The sequence below is a fragment of the Shewanella sp. KCT genome, assembly GCF_007636505.1.
Taxonomy (GTDB): Bacteria; Pseudomonadota; Gammaproteobacteria; order Enterobacterales; family Shewanellaceae; genus Shewanella; species Shewanella halotolerans.
This window is the reverse complement of record NZ_LVDJ01000018.1, coordinates 22,477-45,824: the sequence shown is the minus strand read 5'-3', so window position 1 is coordinate 45,824 and position 23,348 is coordinate 22,477. Positions and strand designations below refer to the sequence as shown.

Genomic DNA, 23,348 nt, shown 5'->3' with positions numbered 1-23,348 from the left:
AATTGCGGCGGCCATAGTAGTCAGAATCGTTGGCGCTGTAAAGCCCCAATTTAAAATAATTGCTAAAGTTATGGCGCAAGCGGTCGATTAAATAGCAACGAGCTGTTTTATTGATGTTTTTTTATGCGAACTAGTCAGTTGATCATCAACGAAAATCAATTGGGGACCCGACTCAACCAGGCGATAGTCGACCATCGCCGGGGCGAATTTGGTCTGCTGCTGGCCATGCTGTCTAACGACGCCCGCGATATGGCGCAGTTTAACCTGGAGCAAACCCCCAGTGATGTGGAAGCGAAGCTTAAGCGTCAGTTTGAGTTACCGGACGCTCAGCCCCTGACCAGCGCACTGCATCTGGGTGAAGACAGAGATAATAGTGAGCAATTTCATCAAGCGGGTCTCTGTGGTTTTCATCTACAGCAATATTTAAACCCCGAGCCCTTGGTGCATAGAGGGCGAGACCCACTGGCGATGCAAGAGGTGTTGGCTAACTGCGATCCCGTTACCCTGGCACGTTTTCATAATGAACTCGATGCCGATGCACCTGTGATGGAGTTGCCCCATTTTACCGAGCAGATCGTCAGGCAACGTGCGTTAGGAGACATTTTGGCTTAGTTTTAAGTGCGAACGCTCGGGTTTTGCTATATATAGCTAAGAGCATTTTCAGTAAAAAGGTTAAGCGTCAAAATGAAGAAGATTCAAGAAGGTCAATCCGAGTTAGTCAACGATACCTGTAACGATTGTGGCAGCTATGCCGACATAGGCGCTGTGATAGACGAGTTTGACACAGTACTGACTCTGGTTCGTGAGGGTGACAAGGCCCAGAGTGAGTTGCAAGCCATGGCAGAAGCGGCCAAACAGCGTTTCGAGGGCGTAGAGAGTGAAATTAAGGCGGTTGAAGGCGGCCAGGAGCTACGTCTGACCTTTGGTTACAGCGCCGAGAAGATGATTTTTCAACTCGAGCATGGCCTCTAATAAGGGCCTGCTATATTTGCTTGCTAATTAGCTAGTTATTCGTGTAATGTGCACAAATTGAACGTTAAATAATAACAATAACATCTATGTTGTACCGTCTTTGGCGGTTTTACCTTGATAACCTTCTTATTGGCAAAGGTTATCGGCAGTAGGATTTTATGACCAAGCGACAATTTCAACATCTGCTTGAAACGATAGTCAATTCGACGCAGAAACAAGAAGGCCAGTTTAAAGAGACGGCCGAGCTTGCCTGTGATCTGCTCAGTCAATCCCTGAAGGTCGACAACATAGGTGTTTGCCTGTTTTCCGGTTGCGAGACCAGTGAGCTGATTGCTCATAGGGGTTCTCAAAGCCAAGCATCAGTTAATCTGTCTTCTCAGAATCATGTTTCGCGTCCCGCACAGGGTCTTTGTCCTAACTATTTCGAACAACTTAAACGCGGTCGTATCATAGATGTGCTCGACGTGGAGCAGGACAGCCGCGTCGCCGAGATTCGTGAGCATCTACAGGCCAGCGCCGTGGTGTCACATCTCGATGTGGCGATTCGTATCAATGGCCATCTGGAAGGTGTGCTCTATCTCGAGTCTTTACAGCCCCATGAATGGCCGGAAAGCGAGATCCATATCGTTTCCCAGGTCGCCGATCAGCTTGCGTTGACCCTGGCCACCCAGAGAGCCTACGACACAGACGAACGCCTGAGTCTGTTCTTGAAGGCGATAGAGCAGTCTGAACAGATCAGTATGGTAGTCAATCTGGCCACGGATAAGATTGAATACGTCAACGGCGCCCATCACGCCATCTCTGGGGTGCCTAAGCAGCAGATCTTAGGCAAATCGCTAGCCTGTCTGGATTTCTTTAAGCAATCGCCGGTGCAGGCCGATGCGGTTCTGGCCCAAGTCAAGCAAGGCAAGATCACTAAGGGAAACACCCAGTTGACCCGCCGAGACGGCGAAAGCTATTGGCTGCGCTATCGGGTGCGTCCCTTCACCACGCCAAGGGGCAACCATTACGCCCTGGTGACAGCCGAAGATTGCTCGGAAGAGCTGGTACAGCAGAATGAGCTCGAGCGTCTTGCCTGGCGCTGTTCGCTGACTGGCCTGTATAACCGCAGCTATTTCAATCGCGCCTTGGAAAAACTCCGTAGCGGCCACCTGATGTTGATTGATCTCAGAGGCTTTAAGCGCTTCAACGATACCTATGGTCACGAGAAGGGTGATAGCCTGTTGATCGAGGTGGCGCGTCGTATCAAACATTTCGCCAGCGTCAAGAAGGCGGAGCTGATGGCCCGTGTGGGCAGCGATGAGTTTGCCCTGGTGCTACAAGGAGTAGAGGATGAGCAGAGCCTGGATTATGCCATCAAGCGCCTCTATCATCAGCTGAGCCTGCCTGTGCAGGTGGGCGCCGAATCATTTGAGGCTAAACCTGCGCTCTCTGTGGTCGAAATCGATGCCCTGGAGGCTGGGTTCTCTGCGCTTACCTGCGCCGATATCGCAGTGCAATATGCCAAGAAGAAGCAGGGGAGCGCGATACAGATCTTCAACCACGCCCTGTTAAACACCTTCAAAGAAGATGCGCAGATCGAGCGGGATCTGCAGGCGGCGCTGAAGAATCGCGAGTTTGAACTCTATTATCAGCCGCTTAAAGATCTCGGCCGACAGGCCTATATCGGCGCAGAGGCCTTGATCCGTTGGCATCATCCCAAGAAAGGGGTGCTCTATCCCGGCGCCTTTATCGATATCGCCGAGCAAACCGGCATGATCGCCGCCATAGGCGAATGGGTATTAGAAGCCGCCTGCCGTCAACTCAATCTGTGGCAGCACCATAACATCAACATCTCCATGCATGTGAATGTATCGGCGCGGCAGTTTTTCAGTACTCAGCTCTATGATCAGGTATGGCAACTGGTTACTCGTTACCGTATTCGCCCCAATACCTTGATCTTAGAGATCACCGAGACCGAGTTGATGGAAGATGTGGTCTATGCGACTAACCTTTGTAAAGAGTTGGCCGAGTTAGGGGTGGGGCTGGCGATCGACGATTTCGGCACGGGTTATAGCTCGATGCGTTATCTCAAGCAGTTCCCCATCTCTAAGCTTAAAATAGACAGATCCTTCATATCAGATCTGAGTGTCAGTCGTGAGAGCCGCGAGATCGTCAGCGCCATCATCGCCATGGCCAAGGCGCTCAATCTGTCATTGACGGCCGAAGGTGTAGAGACCGCCGAGCAGGAATCTTTCCTGTCGGCATTGAGTTGTCATCAGGCCCAAGGCTTCCTCTACAGCCCAGCCCTTAGGGAAGCCGAATTCAGCCAGTTCCTGCGAGCCAATGCCGAGACGCCGCTGCATTAAAGCAACCAAACTGATGCCACAGTAATGCCACCGCTCTGTAGTGATCTAGCGGTGAAAGTTTGCGTGGGGGCTCTGGTTTGTGGTGGATAAGCCGCCATAGCCGGTTTGACAGCCTATCTATTAGTTTTCTCGGCTAATAATCCAATCTAACTATTTAAGACAGCACTGCTTAAATTTCTTGCCGCTCTGGCAGACGCAGGGATCGTTGCGTTTGGGGTATTTGGGCACAAGTTGCTCGCCCTGGGTGTACCACCAGCGGTCATCCTGTTTCACAAAGTCTGAGATTTCATGAATGGCGTCCAGTCCGTCGCTGTCTTGGTACCAGGCGTGAAACTCCACCATTCCCGCATCTTGAGCTCTGCTGCTTCGATTGACGCTCAGCCCCAGCCAACTCGTATGATTCTCTTCATCGAGGATCTCGACACTCAGGCCGTTAAGATAGTCGGGATGATGGGTATCGATAAGATACTGATGGCGTTTGAGCGCGAAGGCCGAATAGCGGCTACGCATCAAGGATTCGGGATTTGGCGCAATGACCCCGAGATGAAAAGGTTCACAACACTGGTTGTAGCTTAGGGGTTTATCATTCACCGACCTGCCACAGGGGCAAGGGAGGGAGGGGTTAATCATGATTGCTGTTTGACTCGTTTAGTGTCGAAAACTGACGGCCGTAATAGAGGTTAGGTAAGGGCTTGGCGCTATAGTAAAACGACGGTTCCGAACGATTGTTGGTATCTACTGTGAGATACCACTTGCCATCGGCCTTCTTCTTGGAGACGGTGACAAACTTGCCGGCGAACTCACTCACGGGTTCTTCAGTTTCTTTAGGCGGATAGAAGCGGATAAGATAGTAGCCCACATCGGTCGCCTGTTGTTTGTCTAGCTGGCGCTCGACCACGCGAAAATCCACCTCTATCTGGGCATTCTTATGTTTAATCTTGCCAAAGAAGCGTTTGTAGAGCTCGATAATGTTATCGCGCCCCATGGTGATCTCTTTGTTCTGTTGCTCGGGAATGTAGCAGGCATTTTCCGCGTAGATATCCTGAATCACGGCCGCGTCCAGCTGTTCAAACGCGATGCTGAACTGCTTATAGAACTGATTTAAGGCATCATTGTCATTATTTTGGGCAAAGGCTTGGAAATTGAGAGCACAGAGCCCCAAGACAAGGACAAATTTGAAGAGTTTCATTTAGCTATACGCTGCTGCTATTACTAGGGTCACTATAATCCATGGCCTTTTGATGCGAAAGATTTAGTTCTTAACAAATTGTGTCTCTGATGCTAGGCGATGTTTTTTTCTGCAACTTTGCCGCTAATCTCCTCTTTTCTCGACGTTTACAAGCATCAAGGCGTCTGAGCTTTTTATGGCATGAAAAGCAAAACCTACCAGGTTGCTGACCTTAGACTGGTGAAATTTGAGGCGCTTGAAGGGCCCCGCCCGATACCGTACTTGAGTTTTGCTGAGCCTAAACGGATACTTTTACCTGACCGGGCGCTTGTATGCGGTAATTGGTTTAACAACTGATGTAGCGAATTGGCCTAGCGAATAACTCTGCGAGTGACTTAGTGATGAGCTTATGCATTGAGTGAGCTTTTAGGTGGTGTGCCTCGTAACAATAGCACCCATAGCGGTTCCCGGCGTGTTAGTGAAAGACAGAAGTGGAGGAGATAGGCATGAGTGAAGATGAAAGCGCTTTATTTCTCGCTTCTATGCAAGGTGTTAAGCCGTTAAAGGCAAGTAATGCGGTGACGCCGGTTAAGAGAGGCTTGAGCACTGAGGGGCAGAGGCGTCACCATGATGCGCAGCGGCGCTTAGCGCTTGAGAAATTGTCCCTTGAACTGAATGATATTACGCCGCAGGAGCCATACGCCGTGGTGAGCGTTAAGAAACAGGGCGTGCAGGGACAAGTGTTTAAGCTGTTTCGCCAGGGAAAATATGAGGTGCAGGCGGATCTGGATTTAACCGGCCTGAGTCTAGCCAGGGCCAGAGAGCTGCTTTTCGATTTTGTGATAAACAGTCAGGCGTCAGGGTTAAGAAACCTTATCGTGATCCACGGCACTGGAGTAAATAGTCAGCCTATTCCCGCCAAACTCAAATCTTATGTTGCTGCCTGGCTTGCCGAGATAGAGGTGGTGCAGGGATTTCATAGTGCGCCACCGGCCTGGGGCGGCCCAGGTGCCATGATGGTGATGCTAACGAAATCGGAGCAAGATAAGTTAGACACCGCAGAGCAACATGTTAAGGGCACGCACCGCTGGGCCTAACACTTGTGAGCCTAATGCGGCGGCTTAACTCTGAAGGGCCTATTGCACTAGGCTTGGTGATGAGCCAGTTTGCAGCTCCCTAGGGCCTAATGCCGACGTTTTAGCGCTTACATATACAAAAAAATCACCTCCGAGGAGGTGATTTTTTGTTTCTACTCACTCAAATCAGAGCTATGTGCAGAGCTATTTGTACCTGCATGTGCACCTGTTCGATGAGATTGCCGCTTACCATCCACACTGACGGTTAGCTTGCTTGTTCTGCTCATCCAGCCAGACTTTTAGCGGCGCAAAGTAATCGAGTACCGCAGAGGCATCCATGTTTTGCGAGCCAGTGACCACTTCAAGGGCTTCTGGCCAAGGTTTACTCTGACCCATCTCTAACATGGCGTTTAGCTTAGCGCCTGCGTCCTTGTTACCATAGATGCTGCAACGGTGAACCGGGCCCTTATCGCCGGCGATATCACACAGCGCCTTATGGAACTGGAACTGGAGAATATGCGCCAGGAAGTAGCGGGTGTAGGGCACGTTGCCGGGTACATGGTACTTGGCACCCGGATCGAAGTCGGTTTCGCTGCGGGCGATTGGCGCCTTAACGCCCTGATACTTCTCACGCAGCTCCCACCAGGCTTGGTTGTATTGTGCTGGAGTGATCTCCCCGCTGAATACCTTCCAGCGCCATTGATCTATCATGAGGCCGAAGGGCAGGAAGGCCACCTTATCCAGTGCCTGTCTTAGCAAGAGACCGATATCTTTGGAGGCATCTGGCACCTCTTGCAGTAGGCCGATCTGCTTTAGGTAGTTTGGCGTGATCGACAGGGCGACCGTGTCACCAATCGCCTCATGGAAGCCGTCGTTGGCGCTGTTCTTAAAGATGAATGGCTGCTCTTTATAGGCGCGTTGATAGAAGTTGTGCCCGAGTTCATGGTGAATCACGGTGAAATCTTCCGCCGTCTTCTGGATACACATCTTGATACGAATATCATCCAGATTGTCCAGATCCCAGGCCGAGGCGTGACAGACCACATCGCGATCCTTAGGCTGCAGGAAGAGTGAACGGCTCCAGAAGGTTTCCGGCAGTGGGTCGAAACCGAGCGAGGTGAAGAAGCTCTCGGCCTGTTTAACCATCTGATGCTCATCGTAGCCCTGTTTTGCCAGCAGCTCGGTCACATCATAGCCAGGATCCGCATCTTGCGGCGCCACCATGTCATAGACGTTACCCCATTGCTGGGCCCACATGTTGCCGAGCAGATGTGCCGGAATAGGGCCTTGGTTCGGTGCGACTTCATCGCCATATTTTTCGTTTAGCTCGCCCCTGACATAACAGTGCAGCGATTCATACAGAGGCTCTACCTGGCCCCAGAGTCTGTCGAGTTCTGCAGAGAAAGCATCGGGCTGCATGTCGTACTGGCTGCGCCAGAGTTCAGACAGGTTGGCATAACCGAGATCTTTAGCCCCTTCGTTGGCTAACTCCACCTCGCGCTCAAACAGCGGACGCATAGGTTTGGCGATCTCGCGCCAGCCTTTCCAGATCTCCTCAAGCTCTTTTGGATCACGTGAGCTGGCCATGATGCCTGAAAGGTCAGGCTGAGTGAGACAGCGTCCATCGGCCAGGCAGTATTTGCCTTTACCATAGAGGCCATTTAGCTCGGCGCTGATATTGGCAAGCTCGGCATTCTTCTTAGGATCCAGAGGGGCTGGCAACACCAGTGCGCTACGTAAGATGTTCAGTTTACGGGCGTTGACCTCATCCAGTGGTAGCTGGCTATAATTGGCGGCCTGGGTGGCAAGTTGTACCGATAGGGCGGTTTGGCGTTCGCCGATAGAGGCGGCAAGGGCGGCCGTGTCTTCTGTGATGAAGTTGCTGTAGATCCACTCGGCGCGGTTTTGTTCGATAGACAGATCGGCGAGTTGGTTCTCGGCATTGCTGATAAACTGTTTGGCCTCGGCCAGCTTATCTTGCTTAGAGCTTTGCTGTTTTAGACCATCTTGCCCTGCCGCCTGCTGGGCTTTGCTTTCTGCAGTGGCCTTGCTTTCTGTATTAGCATTGTTATCGTCTTTACAGCCGCTGATCCCTAGAGAGAGTGCGATGACCACGGCAACCGGTGTCAACTTGGCACAAATTGGTTTCATGAGTGCTTCCTTTGTTATTTTTGTGTGGCTTTTTGTCGGGCATAGTTTACTCAATTTCATTAAATTTTACAGTTGATCGCGCGTTTCCTTGTCTGCCATAGCCATTAATGGTCCCCATGCCTGTGCAAGGCTTCGCAAAGCTTGTTGATTTCCATTTGACAATAGGTGAACCAGTGTTTAATTTAAACACACGTTTAAATCAGAGTTGTAGGTCACGGAATGGCAAATCGATCCGACACGAAAACAAGAATACTGGATGCGGCAGAAAAGCTATTCGCCGAGCGCGGCTTTTCAGAAACCTCCTTGCGGCTGATCACCAGCAAGGCAGAGGTTAACCTCGCCTCGGTAAACTATCATTTTGGCTCTAAGAAAGAGCTGATCCGCGCCGTACTCGCGCGCTATCTGGACCGTTTCATGCCAGAAGCCTCAGATGCCGTGGTGCAATTAAAACAGGCTAGCGAACCAAGCCTGAATGAGATCTTCTCGTCATTGGTAAAACCGCTCCTCGAGCTTAACAAGTTTAAGGCCGACGGCACCCGCACCTTTTTGCAGCTGTTGGGCCGTGGCTATATCGAGAGTCAGGGGCACCTGAGATGGTTTATTACCACGCATTATGGTGAGCATCTGAGCGAGTTTGTGAAGGCGGTAGCCGAAAGCGCGCCACATATTCCCCCCGCAGAGATGTTTTGGCGATTACACTTTACCTTAGGCACTGTGGTCTTCACCATGGCATCGGCCGATGCCTTGACCGAAATTGCCGAGGCTGATTTCAATGAGCACAATGATATCGAAGCCGTGATCCGCAAGGTTATTCCATATCTGGCTGCCGGTGTGGCAGTGCCTGTGACAACGCAGTAGGGGGCAACATGACACTCTTTATCCTGGCACTATTGGTTATCATAGTGCTTTTTGGCGTGAAAAATATTCGTATGCAGTGCATCACGCGGCCCGTATTCGCCTTCTTTAAGAAGGTGTTGCCGCCGCTCTCCGATACCGAGAAAGAGGCGATGGAAGCCGGTGATGTGTGGTGGGAAGCAGAGCTATTTCGTGGCAAGCCTAATTGGGATACGCTGCACAGCTACGGCCGTCCAAGGCTGACCGAAGAGGAGAAAGCCTTTATCGATGAGCAGGTGATGACGGCCCTGACTATGATTGATGATTTCAACATAGTGCAGGAGCGTAAAGATCTGCCGCCCGAGCTGTGGGACTACTTCAAGAAAGAGGGCTTCTTCGCCCTGATCATCCCCAAAGAATATGGTGGTAAGGCCTTTTCTGCCTATGCCAACTCAACCATCGTCAGTAAGCTTGCCAGTCGCAGCGTCAGTGCGGCGGTGAGTGTTATGGTGCCAAACTCCCTAGGCCCTGGCGAACTGCTGACCCACTATGGCACCAAGGAGCAGCGCGATCACTGGCTGCCGAAACTGGCCAGCGGTGAAGCCGTGCCTTGTTTTGCTCTGACAGGCCCCGAGGCGGGTTCAGATGCGGGCGCCATTCCCGATACCGGCATAGTGTGCCGCGGTGAGTTCCAGGGCGAAGAGGTGTTAGGCCTCAAGCTTAACTGGGACAAGCGTTATATCACCCTGGCTCCGGTATCTACCGTATTGGGCTTGGCCTTCCAGATGCGTGATCCTGAAGGCCTGCTGGGAGACAGAGAAGAGATAGGGATCACCTGCGCCCTTATTCCAACGGATCATCCTGGCGTTGAGATAGGTAATCGTCACAATCCGCTTAACATGGGCTTCATGAATGGTACGACTCGCGGCGAGGATGTCTTCATTCCGCTGGATTGGATCATTGGTGGGCCACAGTACGCGGGCCGGGGCTGGCGCATGCTGGTCGAGTGTCTCTCGGCCGGTCGCGGCATCTCGCTGCCCGCCTTGGCGACGGCATCTGGTCATGTCACCACTAAGACCACGACTGCTTACGGTTATGTACGCCATCAATTTGGCTTGTCCATCGGCCAGTTTGAAGGGGTGCAAGAGGCCTTGGCGCGTATCATCGCCAACACCTATCAGCTGGAGGCGGCGCGCCGTCTGACTACCACGGGGATCGATCTTAAGGTCAAGCCTTCGGTGGTTACCGCCATCGCCAAGTATCATATGACAGAGATGGGCCGGGATGTGCTCAACGATGCCATGGATATTCAATCGGGCAAGGGGATCCAGCTTGGGCCTAAAAACTATCTAGGTCATGGCTATATGGCCACGCCGATATCGATCACGGTAGAAGGGGCGAACATTCTTACCCGCAGCCTGATGATCTTCGGACAGGGGGCGACACGTTGTCATCCTTACGTACTGGCCGAGATGGAAGCCGCGGCCATGGAAGATACCGGCGAGGCGTTAGAGCGTTTTGATAATCTGCTGCTGGGTCACATGGGCTATGCGGCTCGTAATGCCCTAAGTTCACTATGGGGCGCCTTAACCGGCAGCCGATTCAACTCGGCGCCCGTGTCCGGCGAAACCAAGCAGTACTATAAGGATATGACTCGTCTGTCGGCGGCGCTTGCCTTCGTCACCGATCTCTCCATGTTGGTAATGGGCGGCGATCTCAAGCGCAAGGAGATGTTGTCGGCACGTTTGGGTGATGTGCTCAGCGAACTCTACTTGGGCTCGGCCACCCTCAAGCTGTTCGAAGATAATGGTCGTCAGCAGGACGACCTGCCGACCGTACACTATGTGATGCAGCTTAGGTTGCAAAGAGCGGCTAAGGCGCTTTACGGCGCGCTGCGTAACTTCCCTAACCGCCCGCTGGCCTATGCGATGCGAGCCTTGGTGTTTCCACTGGGTAACCATTTCAATGGCCCGGACGACAAGCTCACCATTGCCGTGTGTCAGAGCATGCTCAGACCCGGTCCGGCCCGTGATAGGTTGACCCATCTGTGCCCAGATTTCGAAGGGGATAATGGCGGGATCGCCGAGGTGGAAGATGCGTTTATCGCTCAGTACAAGGCAAAGCACCTGTTTAAGACGCTGCGCAAGGCTCAGAAGGAAGGCAAACTTGAGCGTAAACAGGCAAACGATGCCCTGTATGCCCAAGCCTATGAGCTTAAGATCATCACTGAGGCCGAGCGCGACACGCTACTCGAGGCCGACAGGCTACGTAAGATAGCGATCGCTGTGGATGAGTTTGAAAGCCTGTAAAGCTTTATGATCTTGAACTTTCAGCTCTAATGTTCTGGCGTTGACTATAGGCCAGGCATAAAAAAAGGTACGCATTGCGTACCTTTTTCTTTTTCAGGCGGTTCATCTAGATTAACGAACCACTAGGTTGTCGCTGAAAGTCTTAGGCGACGATCAGAACCTTACAGGTGTTAGTGCCACCGATAGTTTCCATCGCGTCACCCTTGGTCATCAGTACCATGTCACCGGATGTGAGGTAACCCGCTTCGGTCAGAGCTTCGAGTGCCTTCTTCGCCAGCTCGTCTGCGCCGTAGGCCGTTGAGTCGAAGTAGACAGGTTGTACGCCGCGATACAGTGCCATCTTAGCTAGAGTCACATCGTGACGTGATAGGGCAAGGATAGGCAGGGCAGAGCTGATACGAGACATAAGCTGAGGCGTCGCACCAGATTCTGTCAGAGCAACGATAGCCTTAACGCCTTCTAGGTGGTTGGCCGCATACATAGTTGATAGCGCGATAGTCTCTTCAACAGAGGTGAAACGCTCGTCCATACGGTGCTTAGACACCTGAACGCTTGGGTGTGCCTCGGCGCCAAGACAAACGTTAGCCATCGCTTTAACGGTTTCTTCTGGGAAGTCACCGGCAGCGGTTTCGGCCGAAAGCATCACGGCGTCAGTGCCATCGAGCACGGCGTTAGCCACGTCCATTACTTCGGCGCGGGTTGGCATTGGGCTGGTGATCATAGACTCCATCATCTGAGTCGCGGTGATCACGCTCTTGTTCAGCTGACGAGAGCGGCTGATCAGTTTCTTCTGCACCGCAACCAGGGCAGCATCACCAATTTCAACACCCAGGTCACCACGGGCAACCATCACGGCGTCAGAGGCCAGGATCACATCGTCCATCGCTTCATCAGAGGCGACGGCTTCGGCGCGTTCGACTTTAGAGACGATCAGGGCATTGCTACCAGCCTTCTGGGCCAGTTCACGGGCGTAGTTCAGATCGGCGCCGCTGCGTGGGAAAGAAACTGCCAGGTAGTCGACCTTGATAGCCGCTGCTGTGATGATGTCTTGCTTGTCTTTCTCGGTCAACGCCGCTGCGGACAAACCACCACCTTTCTTGTTGATGCCCTTGTTGTTAGACAGGGGACCGGCAACCGTCACTGTGGTGTGAACCTTATTACCTTCAACTTTTTCTACTTTAAGCTGAACACGACCGTCGTCGAGCATCAGGATATCGCCGATGGTGACATCTTGTGGTAGCTCTTTATAGTCGATACCCACTTGGTGTTCATCACCTTGGCCTTTTTCGAGATCGGCATCTAAGATAAATGCCTGACCGATATCCAGTTGCACCTTCTTGTTGTCTTTGAAGGTTGATACACGGATTTTAGGGCCTTGTAGATCACCCAGTATGGCAACGTGAACACCGAGTTCTTTGGCGATATTTCGCACGTCGGTGGCACGTTTCAGGTGATCTTCAGGTGAACCATGAGAGAAGTTTAGGCGAACAACGTTTGCACCAGCTTTGATGATACGACGTAGATTGTCGTCACGATCGGTTGCTGGACCCAGAGTCGTTACAATTTTGGTTCTGCGGAACATGAGATACTCCGTTAAGTTTTAAATAATCTTACTCTATATTAACAGACAAAATGGAGTTTTGTAGGAAAATTACAAACAAAATGATCTATCTCAAATTATTAATTTTGTGAACTGCTGCGATTAAAAGTGAAAAAAAAGGCGGCCCCTTATACAAGGGCCGCCTAATATCCTTACAAAACTGGACTATAGTGTCGCTTCTTTGTCGATGCGAGACTCTTTCAGCACCTCTTTTACCCGCTTTAAACTCTCTCTGAAACGTGGGCCGCGGCGCAGGGTAAAACCAGTTGCCAACACGTCGACAATGACCAGTTGAGCCAGGCGTGAAGCCATGGGCAGATACATGTCGGTATCTTCGGGGACTTCCATGGTCACTGGCAGGGTACATTCGGCGCTCAGCGGCGAGTTACGTGAGGTGATGGCGATCACCGCGGCGCCGTTCTCACGGGCCAGACGGGCGATATCAATCAGTGACTTGGTACGGCCTGTGTGGCTGATCAACACCACGACGTCGCCTTCGCTGCTGTTGATACAACTCATGCGTTGCATCAAAACATCGTCGAAGCAGATCACTGGTACATTGAAGCGGAAAAATTTGTTCTGTGCGTCATGGGCAACAGAGGCCGAGGCGCCAAGGCCAAAGAAGGAGATCTTCTTTGCCTGAGTAAGAATGTCGACCGCCTTATTGATGGCAGCTGTGTCCATGCTCTGTCTGGCGGTATCCAGTGCCGCCATTGAAGATTCGAAGATCTTAGTGGTGTAGGAGTCTGGGCTGTCGTCTTCTTCGACGTGGCGGCTGACATAAGGCGTACCGTTGGCCAGGCTCTGTGCTAAGTGCAGCTTAAAATCGGGGAAGCCTTTAGTGTCGAGACGGCGGCAGAAGCGGTTCACAGTAGGTTCACTCACGTCGGCCATCTTGGCCAGGGTGGCGATGCTGGAGTGAATCGCGGTTTGTGGTGACGCCAGGATCACCTCAGCCACTTTACGTTCCGACTTACTGAAATGTGTTAGGTTTTTCTGAACCTTTTCTAGGGTATTCATATGCGTACATCCACTGGATTGTAATGTAATTATATTTATTCTTTTATGTCATGATAGAACCAAACAAAAAGTGCTACAGTTTGGTTTATATGACGAATTATGATCTAACTACAGAGCAAACTTTCTACTATATATAGTAATTTAATCACAAAAAGCATATCAGATTTTGGTGTCTCGTTGCTAGTTTACTAATAGGTCATTTTTTGCAAAATTTAGATGCAATTAACAAATTCTGTTGTTATATTACAACAAACATGTGAGCTTCTCATCGAAACGATGGGACACAGTACATAGGAGATTTTTAAGCTATGGGCATGACATCACCAGAAGCCAAAGCTTGTGATTTTGTATTGTTCGGCACCAAAGGCGATCTCGCCAGACGTAAGTTACTCCCTTCTCTTTATCAACTGGATAAGGCAGGTCTACTTAATGAGGAGACTAAGATAATCGGAGTAGCCAAAGACGCCTTTAGCCATGATGAGTATCAGGAGCTGGTTGTCACGGCATTAAAGAGCTTCGTTAAAGAAGCCCTGTGTGATGAAACCCTCGAGCGATTCCTAAAGCGCTGTGTCTACATTGGGACTAACTTCACCGAGGCAGAAGGTTACAGTGCCTTCCATGAGATCCTCGAGCCCAAGAAGCGCGTCATGGTGAACTACTTCGCGACGCCGCCGGCCATCTTCGGCGATATCTGTCGCTGCCTGCATGAACAAAACCTTATCTATCCCGATACCCGTGTCGTCCTCGAAAAGCCCATCGGCTCAGATCTCGCTTCTTCTAAAGTCATTAACGATCAAGTCAGCGCCTACTTTAATGAAAACCAGGTTTATCGTATCGACCACTACCTAGGTAAAGAGACGGTACAGAACCTGATCGCACTGCGATTCGCCAACTCTTTGTTTGCCTCTAAGTGGGATAACCGCACGATAGATCATGTGCAGATCACCGTTGCCGAAGAGGTGGGTATCGAAGGGCGTTGGGGCTATTTCGATAAGGCCGGTCAGATGCGCGACATGATCCAAAACCATCTGCTACAGGTACTTACCTTGGTCGCCATGGATCCACCGGTAAACCTAGACGCAGACAGCATTCGCGATGAGAAGGTAAAGGTACTTAAGTCACTGCGTAAGATAGATGCCGATAACATCTATGAAAACACGGTGCGCGGTCAGTACTCTGCCGGTTTCCTCAAAGGGGCGCCAGTACCTGGTTACCTAGAGGAAGAGGGCGCTAATACTCAGTCTCACGCCGAAACCTTCGTCGCCCTGCGCGTCGATATCGACAACTGGCGTTGGGCCGGTGTGCCTTTCTATCTGCGTAGCGGCAAGCGTATGCCGACCAAGAGTTCTGAAATTGTCGTCTATTTCAAGAACCCACCACACAACCTGTATCGCTCAAGCTACCGTAACCTGCCGCCAAACAAGTTGACGATTCGTCTGCAGCCTCACGAAGGAGTTGAGATCCAGATGATGAACAAGGTGCCGGGTCTTGAGCAGAAACAGCGACTGCAAACCACTAAGCTGGATTTGAGTTTCTCCGATACCTTCAAGAACGACCGTATCGCCGATGCCTATGAGCGTCTGCTGCTTGAGGCCATGCTGGGTAATCAGGCACTGTTCGTGCGCCGCGATGAAGTTGAGCAGGCATGGACCTGGGTCGACGGCATCATCCAGGCGTGGGAAGAGAGCAATGAGAAGCCTAAGCCATACCCAGCCGGTAGCTGGGGCCCTGTGGCATCAGTTGCTTTGATCGCTAAAGACGGCCGCTCTTGGGACGAATAAGGGAATTTTAAGATGATTAAAGAATCCGTATTCAAATCTTTTGATAGCAAAGACAGCCTGGAGGCACAACTTGCCGACCGCATCGCCGAGCAGCTTCAGGCGGCTATCGATGCCCGTGGTAAGGCGAGCCTGGTAGTGTCTGGCGGCTCTACACCATTGGCGCTGTTCAAGCTGCTGAGTCAGAAGGCGATTGAGTGGAACGATGTCTATATCACTCTGGCCGATGAGCGCTGGGTCGATAGCGAGCACAGCGATTCCAATGAGCGCTTGGTGAGGCAGCACCTGCTGCAAAACCGCGCCGCGGGCGCCAAGTTTCGCGGCCTGAAGAATATGTTCGCCACCCCAGAGGCTGGCGTCGACATGGCCATTGAGCAACTCGCCAATTTCCCTAAGCCCTTCGATGTGGTGGTGCTTGGTATGGGCAACGACGGCCATACCTGTTCCTGGTTCCCGTGCGCTAAGGAGATTGAACAGGCGCTGAGCACCCAAGCACTGTGTCTGGCGGTGAATCCGGGTGAGGCGCCCCATGGTCGCATGACCATCTCTAAGCAGGGGATTTTAGCGTCACGCCAAATCTATTTACACATAGTCGGTGAACAGAAGCTCGCCGTTTACCGACAAGCGCTTGAGAATGACGATGCCAAGGCGATGCCGATACGTGCGGTACTTGCCCAGCATAAGACACCCGTCGATGTTTATTGGAGCGCTTAAGGAGCGATTATGCATTCAGTAGTACAGTCAGTTACCGACAGGATCATTGCCAGAAGCCAAGCGACTCGTGCAAAGTATCTTGCGGCGCTGGGCGAAGCAAAAGCCAATGGCGTTCATCGCAGCAGCCTAAGCTGTGGCAACCTAGCCCACGGTTTTGCCGCCTGTAGCCCGGCGGATAAGAATGCCATCAAGGCATTCAACAAGGCCAACATAGGTATTGTCACCGCCTTCAACGACATGTTGTCGGCCCATCAGCCATATGAGCATTACCCTCAGCTGCTGAAAGAGGCCTGTCACGAGGTCGGCAGCGTTGCCCAGGTTGCAGCCGGTGTGCCAGCCATGTGTGACGGTGTGACCCAAGGGCAACCCGGCATGGAGCTCAGTCTGCTTAGCCGTGAGGTAATTGCCATGTCAACGGCTGTGGGTCTGTCTCACAACATGTTTGACGGCGCCTTGCTGCTGGGGATCTGTGACAAGATAGTTCCTGGCCTGTTGATCGGCGCTCTGAGCTTCGGTCATCTGCCTATGTTGTTTGTGCCAGCCGGTCCGATGAAATCCGGTATTCCTAACAAGGAGAAGGCGCGGGTTCGACAAAAGTTTGCCCAGGGGCAGGTGGATCGCGCCGCGCTCTTGGAAGCCGAGTCTAAGTCTTATCACAGCGCGGGCACCTGTACCTTCTACGGTACGGCAAACAGCAACCAGCTGATGCTGGAAGTGATGGGCCTGCAACTACCAGGTTCCTCATTCGTGAATCCTGACGATCCGCTGCGTGAAGCCCTCAATAAGATGGCGGCAAAGCAGGTGTGTCGTCTGACCGAGATGGGTACTCAATACACACCAATCGGTGAGGTGGTTAACGAGAAATCTGTGGTCAATGGCATAGTTGCCTTGCTGGCAACGGGTGGCTCAACCAATTTGACCATGCATATCGTTGCCGCTGCCCGTGCTGCCGGCATTATCGTTAACTGGGATGATTTCTCTGAGCTGTCTGATGCCGTGCCGTTACTCGCCCGCGTTTATCCTAACGGTCACGCCGACATCAACCACTTCCACGCCGCTGGCGGTATGGCCTTCCTGATCAAGGAACTGCTCGATGCAGGATTGCTACATGAAGATGTGCTGACGGTGGCCGGTCCTGGTCTGCGTCGTTACACCCAGGAGCCACGCCTTATCGACAATGAATTGGTTTGGGTCGAAGGCCCAAGTGACTCTCTGGATACAGAGGTGCTGACGGGCGTGGCGTCGCCATTCCAGGCCAACGGCGGATTGAAGCTGCTTAAGGGTAACCTGGGCCGCGCGGTGATCAAGGTATCAGCGGTTGCCGAATCGCACCGATTTGTCGAGGCGCCAGCCGTAGTGATCGACGATCAAAACAAACTTGAAGGCTTGTTCAAGGCCGGAGAGCTCGACAGAGACTGTGTGGTCGTGGTTAAAGGTCAGGGACCTAAGGCGATCGGTATGCCTGAGCTGCATAAGCTAACGCCTATCCTGGGCTCGCTACAGGATAAAGGCTTTAAGGTTGCGCTGCTGACCGATGGCCGTATGTCCGGCGCGTCCGGTAAGGTGCCTGCGGCGATCCATCTGACGCCAGAGGCATTAGGCGGTGGTCTGATCGCTAAAGTTGTAGATGGTGACCTGATTCGTGTCGATGCCAATACAGGTGAGGTGAGCCTGCTGGTCGATGAGGCTGTACTGGCGAGTCGTGAAGCGGAAAAAGTCGATCTACGCAGTACCAGTTTCGGCATGGGCCGCGAACTGTTTGCGGCGCTGCGTTCCAATTTAAGTAGTCCAGAGACGGGTGCACGTTGCACCACGACCATAGACGAAAATTATTAATCATTGAGGAAGCTTTTAGCAATGGCTGAGAATAACTGGTCAATTCAACCCCAAGATATTTTTAAACGTAGCCCGATCGTTCCCGTCATGGTGATTAATAAGATTGAGGATGCGGTTCCACTCGCCAGAGCCCTGGTTGAGGGTGGTATCAGCGTATTGGAAGTGACGCTGCGTACCCCCTGTGCGCTGGAAGCGATCACCAAGATCGCCAAAGAGGTGCCCGAAGCCTTGGTTGGTGCGGGTACTGTGCTTAACGAAGCGCAGCTGCAGCAGGCAATCGACGCCGGCGCTCAGTTTGTGATCACCCCGGGTGCCACGCCTGAGCTGCTAAAGGCGGCGATGAAAGGCAGTGTGCCGTTAATCCCTGGCGTTGCTAGCATCTCTGAGGTGATGGCGGGTATGGCCTTGGGTTACACCAACTTTAAGTTCTTCCCTGCTGAGGCATCTGGCGGCGTGAATGCGCTGAAGGCTTTCTCTGGTCCGCTAGCCGACATACGTTTCTGCCCAACTGGCGGTATTACCCCGAGCAGCTACAAAGATTATTTGGCGCTTAAGAATGTCGATTGTATCGGCGGCAGCTGGATTGCCCCAACCGATGCGATGGAGCAGGGCGACTGGGCGCGTATCACTCAGTTGTGTAAAGACGCCATCAACGGCCTGTAATAACTGCTTGTAAATACAGAAAGCAATATAAAAAACCTCTGCCTAGGCAGAGGTTTTTTTGTATCTGATTAATATGAGCTATAGGCTGTAAGGCTGAACAGAACTACTTGGCTTCGCTGTACTGGTAGTCGCTGCTGGCCTGCCAGATGCGGTATCTAAGCTGAGCACCTGCTGGCAAGTAAAACACCTTAGGTAAGCGACTGTCGTAGGCTAAGGTAAGTTTCTCAGGCAGGGTGAGAAATGCTGTCTTTTTTGCCTTATCGAAACAGGCCATCATGGTGCTAGGACCTTGATGTATGGCATCCACCTGATAGTAGTTATAGCCCCAGCCTTTTACCGTATGCTGAGTTATCTCCCCCGACAGCCCATGCTTGTTGCAATCTACCTCTTCGCTACGGCCGATGGCTATCTCCAGGCGATAGTCGCCTTCATTGGCAAGCTTTGGCAGGGTAAGAATATGCTGCACCAGGCCGTCAGCTGGCGCAGGAAACATCTTAGTAGCTTCCTCGGCTTGATAGTCGCTCGCAGAGTAGCTCACTGCAACGGGCATGGTTAACTGCTGTGGCTTAGCCGGACTGGTCGCCTGGGCACAGAAGGTGCTAAGGGGGAGACCCAGGCCGATTAGTAGGGCAGATGTATATTTGTTCAATGGTAATTTCATGAAAGCTCCTAGCGTTAAATTGAACGGTTATACAGGTATAAACGCTAGCATAGAGGAAAAGGGTTAAAAGCAAAGACATAATTTTTAATTAATTGTTTTTAGTTAATTTTTAAGATGGCTTGTGACGAGAATGGCAGTTTTCTATTCGAGCATCTCATATTTGTTTACTTTGAAAATCAAACTAGTTAATATGCCGACTGTTTGGTTTTCAAAGTATTTGGAGAGAGCGTCTCCAGTACTGATAATGACAACCGATAGCTACGAATCGATATACGAGCCTATGTACAAAGCTATGTACGAACCTATATACGAACCAGTAGAAGTTAACCGTTAAAAGTTAATCAACCCAAGTTAAACAACCAACAGTTAACTAGCCAAAGTTAACCAATAAAAACAAATAGAGAAACATTCATGTCTAACGTTAAGGATCATCTAGCCCCCTGGCAGCACAGTCATCAGTTCGCCAATTTAAACAGTGATGGCGAGCGCAACACCCGTTATGTGTTGCTGCTAACCCTATTTACCATGATCGCCGAGATTGTTGCTGGTACCGTATACGGTTCGATGGCCTTATTGGCCGACGGTTGGCATATGGGGACCCATGCCGCGGCGTTTCTCATTACCCTGTTTGCCTATCACTATGCGAAGAAACATGCCAACAGCCCTGATTTTGCCTTTGGTACAGGTAAGGTAAGCGTCTTAGGGGGCTTTACCAGTGCCGTCGCGCTCGGACTGGTAGCGCTGCTTATGGTGGTTGAGTCGGTGAGCCGGCTGTTTAACCCAGAGCAGATCCACTTTAACGAAGCCATCTTTGTGGCGGTGATCGGCCTGACGGTCAATGTAATTTCTGTCTTTTTGCTAAAAGACCACCATGGACATCACCACCACCACGGGCATCATCACAGTCATAACCACAGTCACGGGCATCATCACGATCACAACCATGAGCATGATCACAGCCATGAGCACGAAGATAGCCACGAGCATGACGCTCATCACCATGTTCATGAGCATAAACATGAGAAAGCGCATGCACACGGTGACAAGGGTCATCATGATCACAACCTGCGCGCAGCCTATTTCCATGTAATGGCCGACGCCTTGACCTCTCTGCTCGCCATTGGCGCCTTACTGTTCGGTAAGTATCTGGGACTGACCTGGTTAGATCCCGTGATGGGCGTGGTTGGCGCTGTGATCATCACCAGCTGGGCGTGGGGCTTGATGAAGCAAACTGGGCCGATTCTGCTCGATGCCAGCATAGAGAAACAATACGTTAAGCAGATGGTTGAGTTGATTGAGGCCGAGCAAGATCATCAGGTGAGCGACATTCACGTCTGGCGTGTTAGCGCCGATCATTATGCCGCCATGGTCTCTATCGTCAGCCATGCGCCGAAGGAGCTGGATTATTTCAAGCAGAAGTTGGCCAAATTTGAACGTATTGACCATCTGACGGTCGAACTCATCACTTGCCGCCAAGTAGCTTGCCAAGGGGCAGAATAAGCTTAAGTTTCGAACTCTTTAAAAAGGAATTGTGCGTTAACGATGAATAATGACCTATTGAGCCACACCATAGTCGAATTTTATGAAAAGCTCTCGTCTTGGGAGATGGCTGTAGTCAAGGATGCCGGCTACTCCTTACCTCAGATCCATGCCGTGGAGATTTTGGGCGGCAATGGTGACATGCGCATGAAAGAGTTGGCGGAGAAGATGGGGATCACCACAGGTACGCTGACGGTGCAGATCGATAAGATGGAGCAGGCGGGCCTAGTTGCGCGTAAGGCCCACCAGCAAGACAGACGATCGATTCTGGTTGGTCTAACCCAGCAGGGGCAGGCTGTCTACCGGGAGCATGACCAATTGCACCATGGCTTGTCTGATCAACTTACCGCTAAGTTCTCCGACAGCGAACGTGAGCTCTTGTTGAGTTTTTTTCAGCGCATGAACAGCGAGTTTTAACCCGCTACTCATGCACTGCGTCTGTAAAAACACTTTTTTTTCACCTCGGGTGTGTAGACTCCCGAGTGTTACTTCAAAGCGCTAAAGCCTTGCTCGTCAATAGTCTTATGCGATTAACAACTGGCAATTAACAACTAGCAACTAGTAGCTGTCAGTTAACAAATAGCCTTTCAGCTATCACCCTTAAGTCATAGCTGTTAACAAAGGTGATCTGTGCCTGTGTTGGTAGGCGGATGGCGATTACAATTGTGGCGCGGTGTGTTGATTGGTAATATTGCCGCAACATTTCTGCGCCGAGGCTATCTGAATTTTGACTAAAGGCAAATTTTTGATAGCTAATTGCTACTTCGCTAAGTGCTTTGAGCATGAATAGCTTCTGACTCAGGCTAGGTTTGGTTCTGATGCGGAAGATGATGCAGAAGATGAAAAAGTAGTTTTGGCGTTAATGGACTAACAGGCCGTTGTAACAGGCGGCTTGGTTATTTTTTTAACGTCATTTTTGGTTTATTTACAGAGAGAACACTCAGTGCTGTCACGCGTTAAAACCCTTTCGGCGAATCAGTTTACGCTGATCACCGCCTTATTTTATGTTGGCATATTTAATATTCCGCTGTTTCAGATCGTTAAGCAGGGTATAGAAAAACAAGCCGAGGTTAATTACCTCTTCATCGCCACCATTCCGCTATTTCTTATCTTCGCGTTAAGCTTCATCTTCTCGCTTTTTTCGGTTAAGTATCTACTTAAACCGTTTTTCATCATGGTTACTCTGATCTCTTCCAGCGTGTTTTTCGCGGCGCTGCAATATGGCGTCGTGTTCGATTATGGCATGATCGAAAACACAGTGCAGACCAACAGCGCCGAGGCCTTAACCTATCTTAACTGGTCATCAATTTTAAACTTTACCCTGACCGGATTGTTGCCGGCGCTGCTGATCTTAAAGGCCGATATCGTCTACAAGCCTTTCGTCAAAGAGCTGCTGCATAAGCTTGCCTTCATGTTCGCTATGCTTGCCGGTATCGCGGTGATCGGCTTCTTCTATTATCAAAACTATGTCGCCTTTGGCCGTAACAACGATCAGATGAAGCGCTACATAGTCCCTACCTATGCCATCGGATCTATGATCAAGTATGTCAAGGTTAACTACTTCCAGGAACCGCTGGTCTATAAGGTGCAGGGCAAAGATGCCAAGAACCTGACCTTAGATCATAACGGCAAGCCTAACTTGGTGGTGGTTGTGGTCGGCGAGACCGCCAGGGCCCATAACTATGAGTATTATGGCTATGATAAGCTGACCAATGCCCATACCAAGGCCTATGACATGATTGCCTTTAAAGATACCGAGTCATGCGGCACCGCGACCGCGGTGTCACTGCCTTGTATGTTCTCGAGTATGGATAGAGAAGATTACGACGCGCGCCGGGCCCAGGCCCAGGACACCGCCATGGACGTGCTGGATCACGCCGGTATCTCGCTTAACTGGCTGGATAATGACAGTGGCTGCAAGGGCGTGTGTGACCGCGTTAAACACATCAACATAGATCTCAATAGCGACCCAGAGCTCTGCGATGGTCACTACTGCTACGATCAGGTGCTGCTGAATGAACTCGATAAGCGCCTTGGCGAAGGTATCAGCCAGGATACCCTTATCGTGCTGCACATCATAGGTTCACACGGCCCGACATACTATTTGCGCTACCCAGAAGCCCATCGCAAGTTTGTACCCGATTGTCAGCGTAGCGACATCCAAAACTGCAGTAATGAAGAGCTGATGAATACCTATGACAACACCATCTTGTATTCCGACTATATTATCGCTCAGGTGATCTCACGCCTCGAGGCGCAGCAGAACAAGGCCGACACTGCCTTGCTCTATGTGTCCGACCACGGCGAGTCGCTGGGGGAGAGTGGCATGTACCTTCACGGTGCACCTTATGCGATAGCACCGGATGAGCAGATCAAGATCCCTATGTTAGCCTGGCTCTCAGCGGATTTTGCCTCCGACAATGGTTTAGACAAGCAGTGTCTGCGTGAATATGCCACCAAGGGCGGCTTCTCCCACGATAACCTCTTCTCCAGCTTGCTCGGGTTGATGAACGTATCGACCGAGGTGTATCGCAAGGAGATGGATCTGTTTGCGACTTGCCGGGTAAAATAGTGGTTTGTAACATAAAAACAACAAAAATAGCTGGTAAGGCTTAAAATTTTCGTTATTGTAGAGATTGCGCCTTCATTCACTAAGGTACTCGGATGAAGGCGCCTAGT

Annotated in this window: 20 protein-coding genes; 13 read left to right on the top strand and 7 right to left on the bottom strand. The window is 51.2% G+C overall.

Going from position 1 to position 23,348, the window contains the following annotated elements; genetic code table 11:
* The first annotated feature begins 123 nt into the window (after positions 1-123).
* The 3 genes from AYI87_RS19170 to AYI87_RS19160 all read left to right on the top strand — a co-directional run bounded on the left by AYI87_RS19170 (position 124) and on the right by AYI87_RS19160 (position 3,320).
* Complete coding sequence (locus tag AYI87_RS19170) at positions 124-612, top strand: VC2046/SO_2500 family protein (RefSeq protein ID WP_144204249.1); 489 nt, start codon at positions 124-126, stop codon at positions 610-612.
* A gap of 72 nt (positions 613-684) precedes the next feature.
* Positions 685-972, top strand: coding sequence for a DUF406 family protein (locus AYI87_RS19165; protein WP_144204248.1), 288 nt, complete (start codon positions 685-687; stop codon positions 970-972).
* A 158-nt stretch (positions 973-1,130) separates the two neighbouring features.
* Entirely contained in the window at positions 1,131-3,320 is a 2,190-nt protein-coding gene (locus AYI87_RS19160) for a putative bifunctional diguanylate cyclase/phosphodiesterase (protein WP_144204247.1), read from the top strand.
* A 150-nt stretch (positions 3,321-3,470) separates the two neighbouring features.
* On the opposite strand, the gene AYI87_RS19155 is transcribed toward AYI87_RS19160, so the two are convergent.
* Positions 3,471-3,950 carry a YchJ family protein gene (locus AYI87_RS19155; RefSeq protein ID WP_144204246.1) on the bottom strand — a complete coding sequence of 160 codons (480 nt, stop codon included), beginning with the start codon at positions 3,948-3,950 and terminating at the stop codon, positions 3,471-3,473.
* The gene (locus AYI87_RS19150; protein WP_144204245.1) at positions 3,943-4,509 is read right to left on the bottom strand and encodes a YybH family protein; all 567 of its coding nucleotides are present in this window, start codon (positions 4,507-4,509) and stop codon (positions 3,943-3,945) included. The genes AYI87_RS19155 and AYI87_RS19150 overlap by 8 nt, the downstream gene beginning before the upstream one ends.
* A 485-nt stretch (positions 4,510-4,994) precedes the next feature.
* Here AYI87_RS19150 and smrA point away from each other — a divergent pair, with 485 nt between their 5' ends.
* Positions 4,995-5,585 (top strand): DNA endonuclease SmrA, encoded by a 591-nt coding sequence (gene smrA, locus AYI87_RS19140; protein WP_144204244.1) that lies wholly within the window; start codon positions 4,995-4,997, stop codon positions 5,583-5,585.
* Between the two features lie 225 nt (positions 5,586-5,810).
* Here smrA and AYI87_RS19135 read toward each other — a convergent pair whose 3' ends face one another.
* Positions 5,811-7,715: a M2 family metallopeptidase gene (locus tag AYI87_RS19135; RefSeq protein WP_144204243.1), complete on the bottom strand. Its 1,905-nt coding sequence runs from the start codon at positions 7,713-7,715 to the stop codon at positions 5,811-5,813.
* 219 nt (positions 7,716-7,934) lie between these two features.
* Between AYI87_RS19135 and AYI87_RS19130 the strand changes: the two genes are divergently transcribed.
* Positions 7,935-8,573, top strand: a complete 639-nt coding sequence (locus AYI87_RS19130; protein ID WP_011865850.1) for a TetR/AcrR family transcriptional regulator — start codon at positions 7,935-7,937, stop codon at positions 8,571-8,573.
* A gap of 8 nt (positions 8,574-8,581) precedes the next feature.
* Positions 8,582-10,858, top strand: a complete 2,277-nt coding sequence (locus AYI87_RS19125; RefSeq protein ID WP_144204242.1) for an acyl-CoA dehydrogenase — start codon at positions 8,582-8,584, stop codon at positions 10,856-10,858.
* Positions 10,859-11,000: 142 nt separating this feature from the next.
* On the opposite strand, the gene pyk is transcribed toward AYI87_RS19125, so the two are convergent.
* On the bottom strand, positions 11,001-12,440 hold the full coding sequence (gene pyk, locus AYI87_RS19120) for a pyruvate kinase (protein ID WP_144204241.1): 1,440 nt from the start codon (positions 12,438-12,440) through the stop codon (positions 11,001-11,003).
* A gap of 183 nt (positions 12,441-12,623) precedes the next feature.
* Entirely contained in the window at positions 12,624-13,478 is an 855-nt protein-coding gene (locus AYI87_RS19115; RefSeq protein ID WP_011865847.1) for a MurR/RpiR family transcriptional regulator, read from the bottom strand.
* Positions 13,479-13,786: 308 nt separating this feature from the next.
* Between AYI87_RS19115 and zwf the strand changes: the two genes are divergently transcribed.
* From zwf to AYI87_RS19095, 4 genes are read left to right on the top strand one after another with little or no spacing between them, the layout of a single operon-like run.
* Positions 13,787-15,259, top strand: coding sequence for a glucose-6-phosphate dehydrogenase (zwf, locus tag AYI87_RS19110; protein WP_144204240.1), 1,473 nt, complete (start codon positions 13,787-13,789; stop codon positions 15,257-15,259).
* 12 nt (positions 15,260-15,271) lie between these two features.
* Positions 15,272-15,970 (top strand): 6-phosphogluconolactonase, encoded by a 699-nt coding sequence (gene pgl, locus AYI87_RS19105; RefSeq protein WP_144204239.1) that lies wholly within the window; start codon positions 15,272-15,274, stop codon positions 15,968-15,970.
* Between the two features lie 9 nt (positions 15,971-15,979).
* Positions 15,980-17,806 carry a phosphogluconate dehydratase gene (gene edd, locus AYI87_RS19100; protein WP_144204238.1) on the top strand — a complete coding sequence of 609 codons (1,827 nt, stop codon included), beginning with the start codon at positions 15,980-15,982 and terminating at the stop codon, positions 17,804-17,806.
* A 21-nt stretch (positions 17,807-17,827) separates the two neighbouring features.
* Positions 17,828-18,469: a bifunctional 4-hydroxy-2-oxoglutarate aldolase/2-dehydro-3-deoxy-phosphogluconate aldolase gene (locus AYI87_RS19095; protein ID WP_144204237.1), complete on the top strand. Its 642-nt coding sequence runs from the start codon at positions 17,828-17,830 to the stop codon at positions 18,467-18,469.
* A 103-nt stretch (positions 18,470-18,572) separates the two neighbouring features.
* Here AYI87_RS19095 and eco read toward each other — a convergent pair whose 3' ends face one another.
* Positions 18,573-19,130, bottom strand: coding sequence for a serine protease inhibitor ecotin (gene eco / locus AYI87_RS19090; protein ID WP_144204236.1), 558 nt, complete (start codon positions 19,128-19,130; stop codon positions 18,573-18,575).
* A gap of 411 nt (positions 19,131-19,541) precedes the next feature.
* Between eco and AYI87_RS19085 the strand changes: the two genes are divergently transcribed.
* Together AYI87_RS19085 and AYI87_RS19080 are read left to right on the top strand one after the other, a co-directional pair.
* Entirely contained in the window at positions 19,542-20,630 is a 1,089-nt protein-coding gene (locus AYI87_RS19085) for a cation diffusion facilitator family transporter (protein WP_144204235.1), read from the top strand.
* A 42-nt stretch (positions 20,631-20,672) separates the two neighbouring features.
* Positions 20,673-21,086, top strand: coding sequence for a MarR family winged helix-turn-helix transcriptional regulator (locus tag AYI87_RS19080; RefSeq protein ID WP_144204234.1), 414 nt, complete (start codon positions 20,673-20,675; stop codon positions 21,084-21,086).
* A 151-nt stretch (positions 21,087-21,237) separates the two neighbouring features.
* On the opposite strand, the gene AYI87_RS19075 is transcribed toward AYI87_RS19080, so the two are convergent.
* Positions 21,238-21,453, bottom strand: a complete 216-nt coding sequence (locus AYI87_RS19075; protein WP_144204233.1) for a hypothetical protein — start codon at positions 21,451-21,453, stop codon at positions 21,238-21,240.
* Positions 21,454-21,612: 159 nt separating this feature from the next.
* On the opposite strand from AYI87_RS19075, the gene AYI87_RS19070 reads away from it, so the two are divergent.
* On the top strand, positions 21,613-23,241 hold the full coding sequence (locus AYI87_RS19070; RefSeq protein ID WP_144204232.1) for a phosphoethanolamine transferase: 1,629 nt from the start codon (positions 21,613-21,615) through the stop codon (positions 23,239-23,241).
* The last annotated feature ends 107 nt before the right edge of the window (positions 23,242-23,348 follow it).

Excerpts from the sequence above, each read along its gene's own strand:
- AYI87_RS19170 (WP_144204249.1), top strand. The coding sequence starts at position 124 with ATGCGAACTAGTCAGTTGATCATCAACGAAAATCAATTGGGGACCCGA.
- AYI87_RS19165 (WP_144204248.1), top strand. The coding sequence starts at position 685 with ATGAAGAAGATTCAAGAAGGTCAATCCGAGTTAGTCAACGATACCTGT.
- AYI87_RS19160 (WP_144204247.1), top strand. The coding sequence starts at position 1,131 with ATGACCAAGCGACAATTTCAACATCTGCTTGAAACGATAGTCAATTCG.
- AYI87_RS19155 (WP_144204246.1), bottom strand. The coding sequence starts at position 3,950 with ATGATTAACCCCTCCCTCCCTTGCCCCTGTGGCAGGTCGGTGAATGAT.
- AYI87_RS19150 (WP_144204245.1), bottom strand. The coding sequence starts at position 4,509 with ATGAAACTCTTCAAATTTGTCCTTGTCTTGGGGCTCTGTGCTCTCAAT.
- smrA (WP_144204244.1), top strand. The coding sequence starts at position 4,995 with ATGAGTGAAGATGAAAGCGCTTTATTTCTCGCTTCTATGCAAGGTGTT.
- AYI87_RS19135 (WP_144204243.1), bottom strand. The coding sequence starts at position 7,715 with ATGAAACCAATTTGTGCCAAGTTGACACCGGTTGCCGTGGTCATCGCA.
- AYI87_RS19130 (WP_011865850.1), top strand. The coding sequence starts at position 7,935 with ATGGCAAATCGATCCGACACGAAAACAAGAATACTGGATGCGGCAGAA.
- AYI87_RS19125 (WP_144204242.1), top strand. The coding sequence starts at position 8,582 with ATGACACTCTTTATCCTGGCACTATTGGTTATCATAGTGCTTTTTGGC.
- pyk (WP_144204241.1), bottom strand. The coding sequence starts at position 12,440 with ATGTTCCGCAGAACCAAAATTGTAACGACTCTGGGTCCAGCAACCGAT.
- AYI87_RS19115 (WP_011865847.1), bottom strand. The coding sequence starts at position 13,478 with ATGAATACCCTAGAAAAGGTTCAGAAAAACCTAACACATTTCAGTAAG.
- zwf (WP_144204240.1), top strand. The coding sequence starts at position 13,787 with ATGGGCATGACATCACCAGAAGCCAAAGCTTGTGATTTTGTATTGTTC.
- pgl (WP_144204239.1), top strand. The coding sequence starts at position 15,272 with ATGATTAAAGAATCCGTATTCAAATCTTTTGATAGCAAAGACAGCCTG.
- edd (WP_144204238.1), top strand. The coding sequence starts at position 15,980 with ATGCATTCAGTAGTACAGTCAGTTACCGACAGGATCATTGCCAGAAGC.
- AYI87_RS19095 (WP_144204237.1), top strand. The coding sequence starts at position 17,828 with ATGGCTGAGAATAACTGGTCAATTCAACCCCAAGATATTTTTAAACGT.
- eco (WP_144204236.1), bottom strand. The coding sequence starts at position 19,130 with ATGAAATTACCATTGAACAAATATACATCTGCCCTACTAATCGGCCTG.
- AYI87_RS19085 (WP_144204235.1), top strand. The coding sequence starts at position 19,542 with ATGTCTAACGTTAAGGATCATCTAGCCCCCTGGCAGCACAGTCATCAG.
- AYI87_RS19080 (WP_144204234.1), top strand. The coding sequence starts at position 20,673 with ATGAATAATGACCTATTGAGCCACACCATAGTCGAATTTTATGAAAAG.
- AYI87_RS19075 (WP_144204233.1), bottom strand. The coding sequence starts at position 21,453 with ATGCTCAAAGCACTTAGCGAAGTAGCAATTAGCTATCAAAAATTTGCC.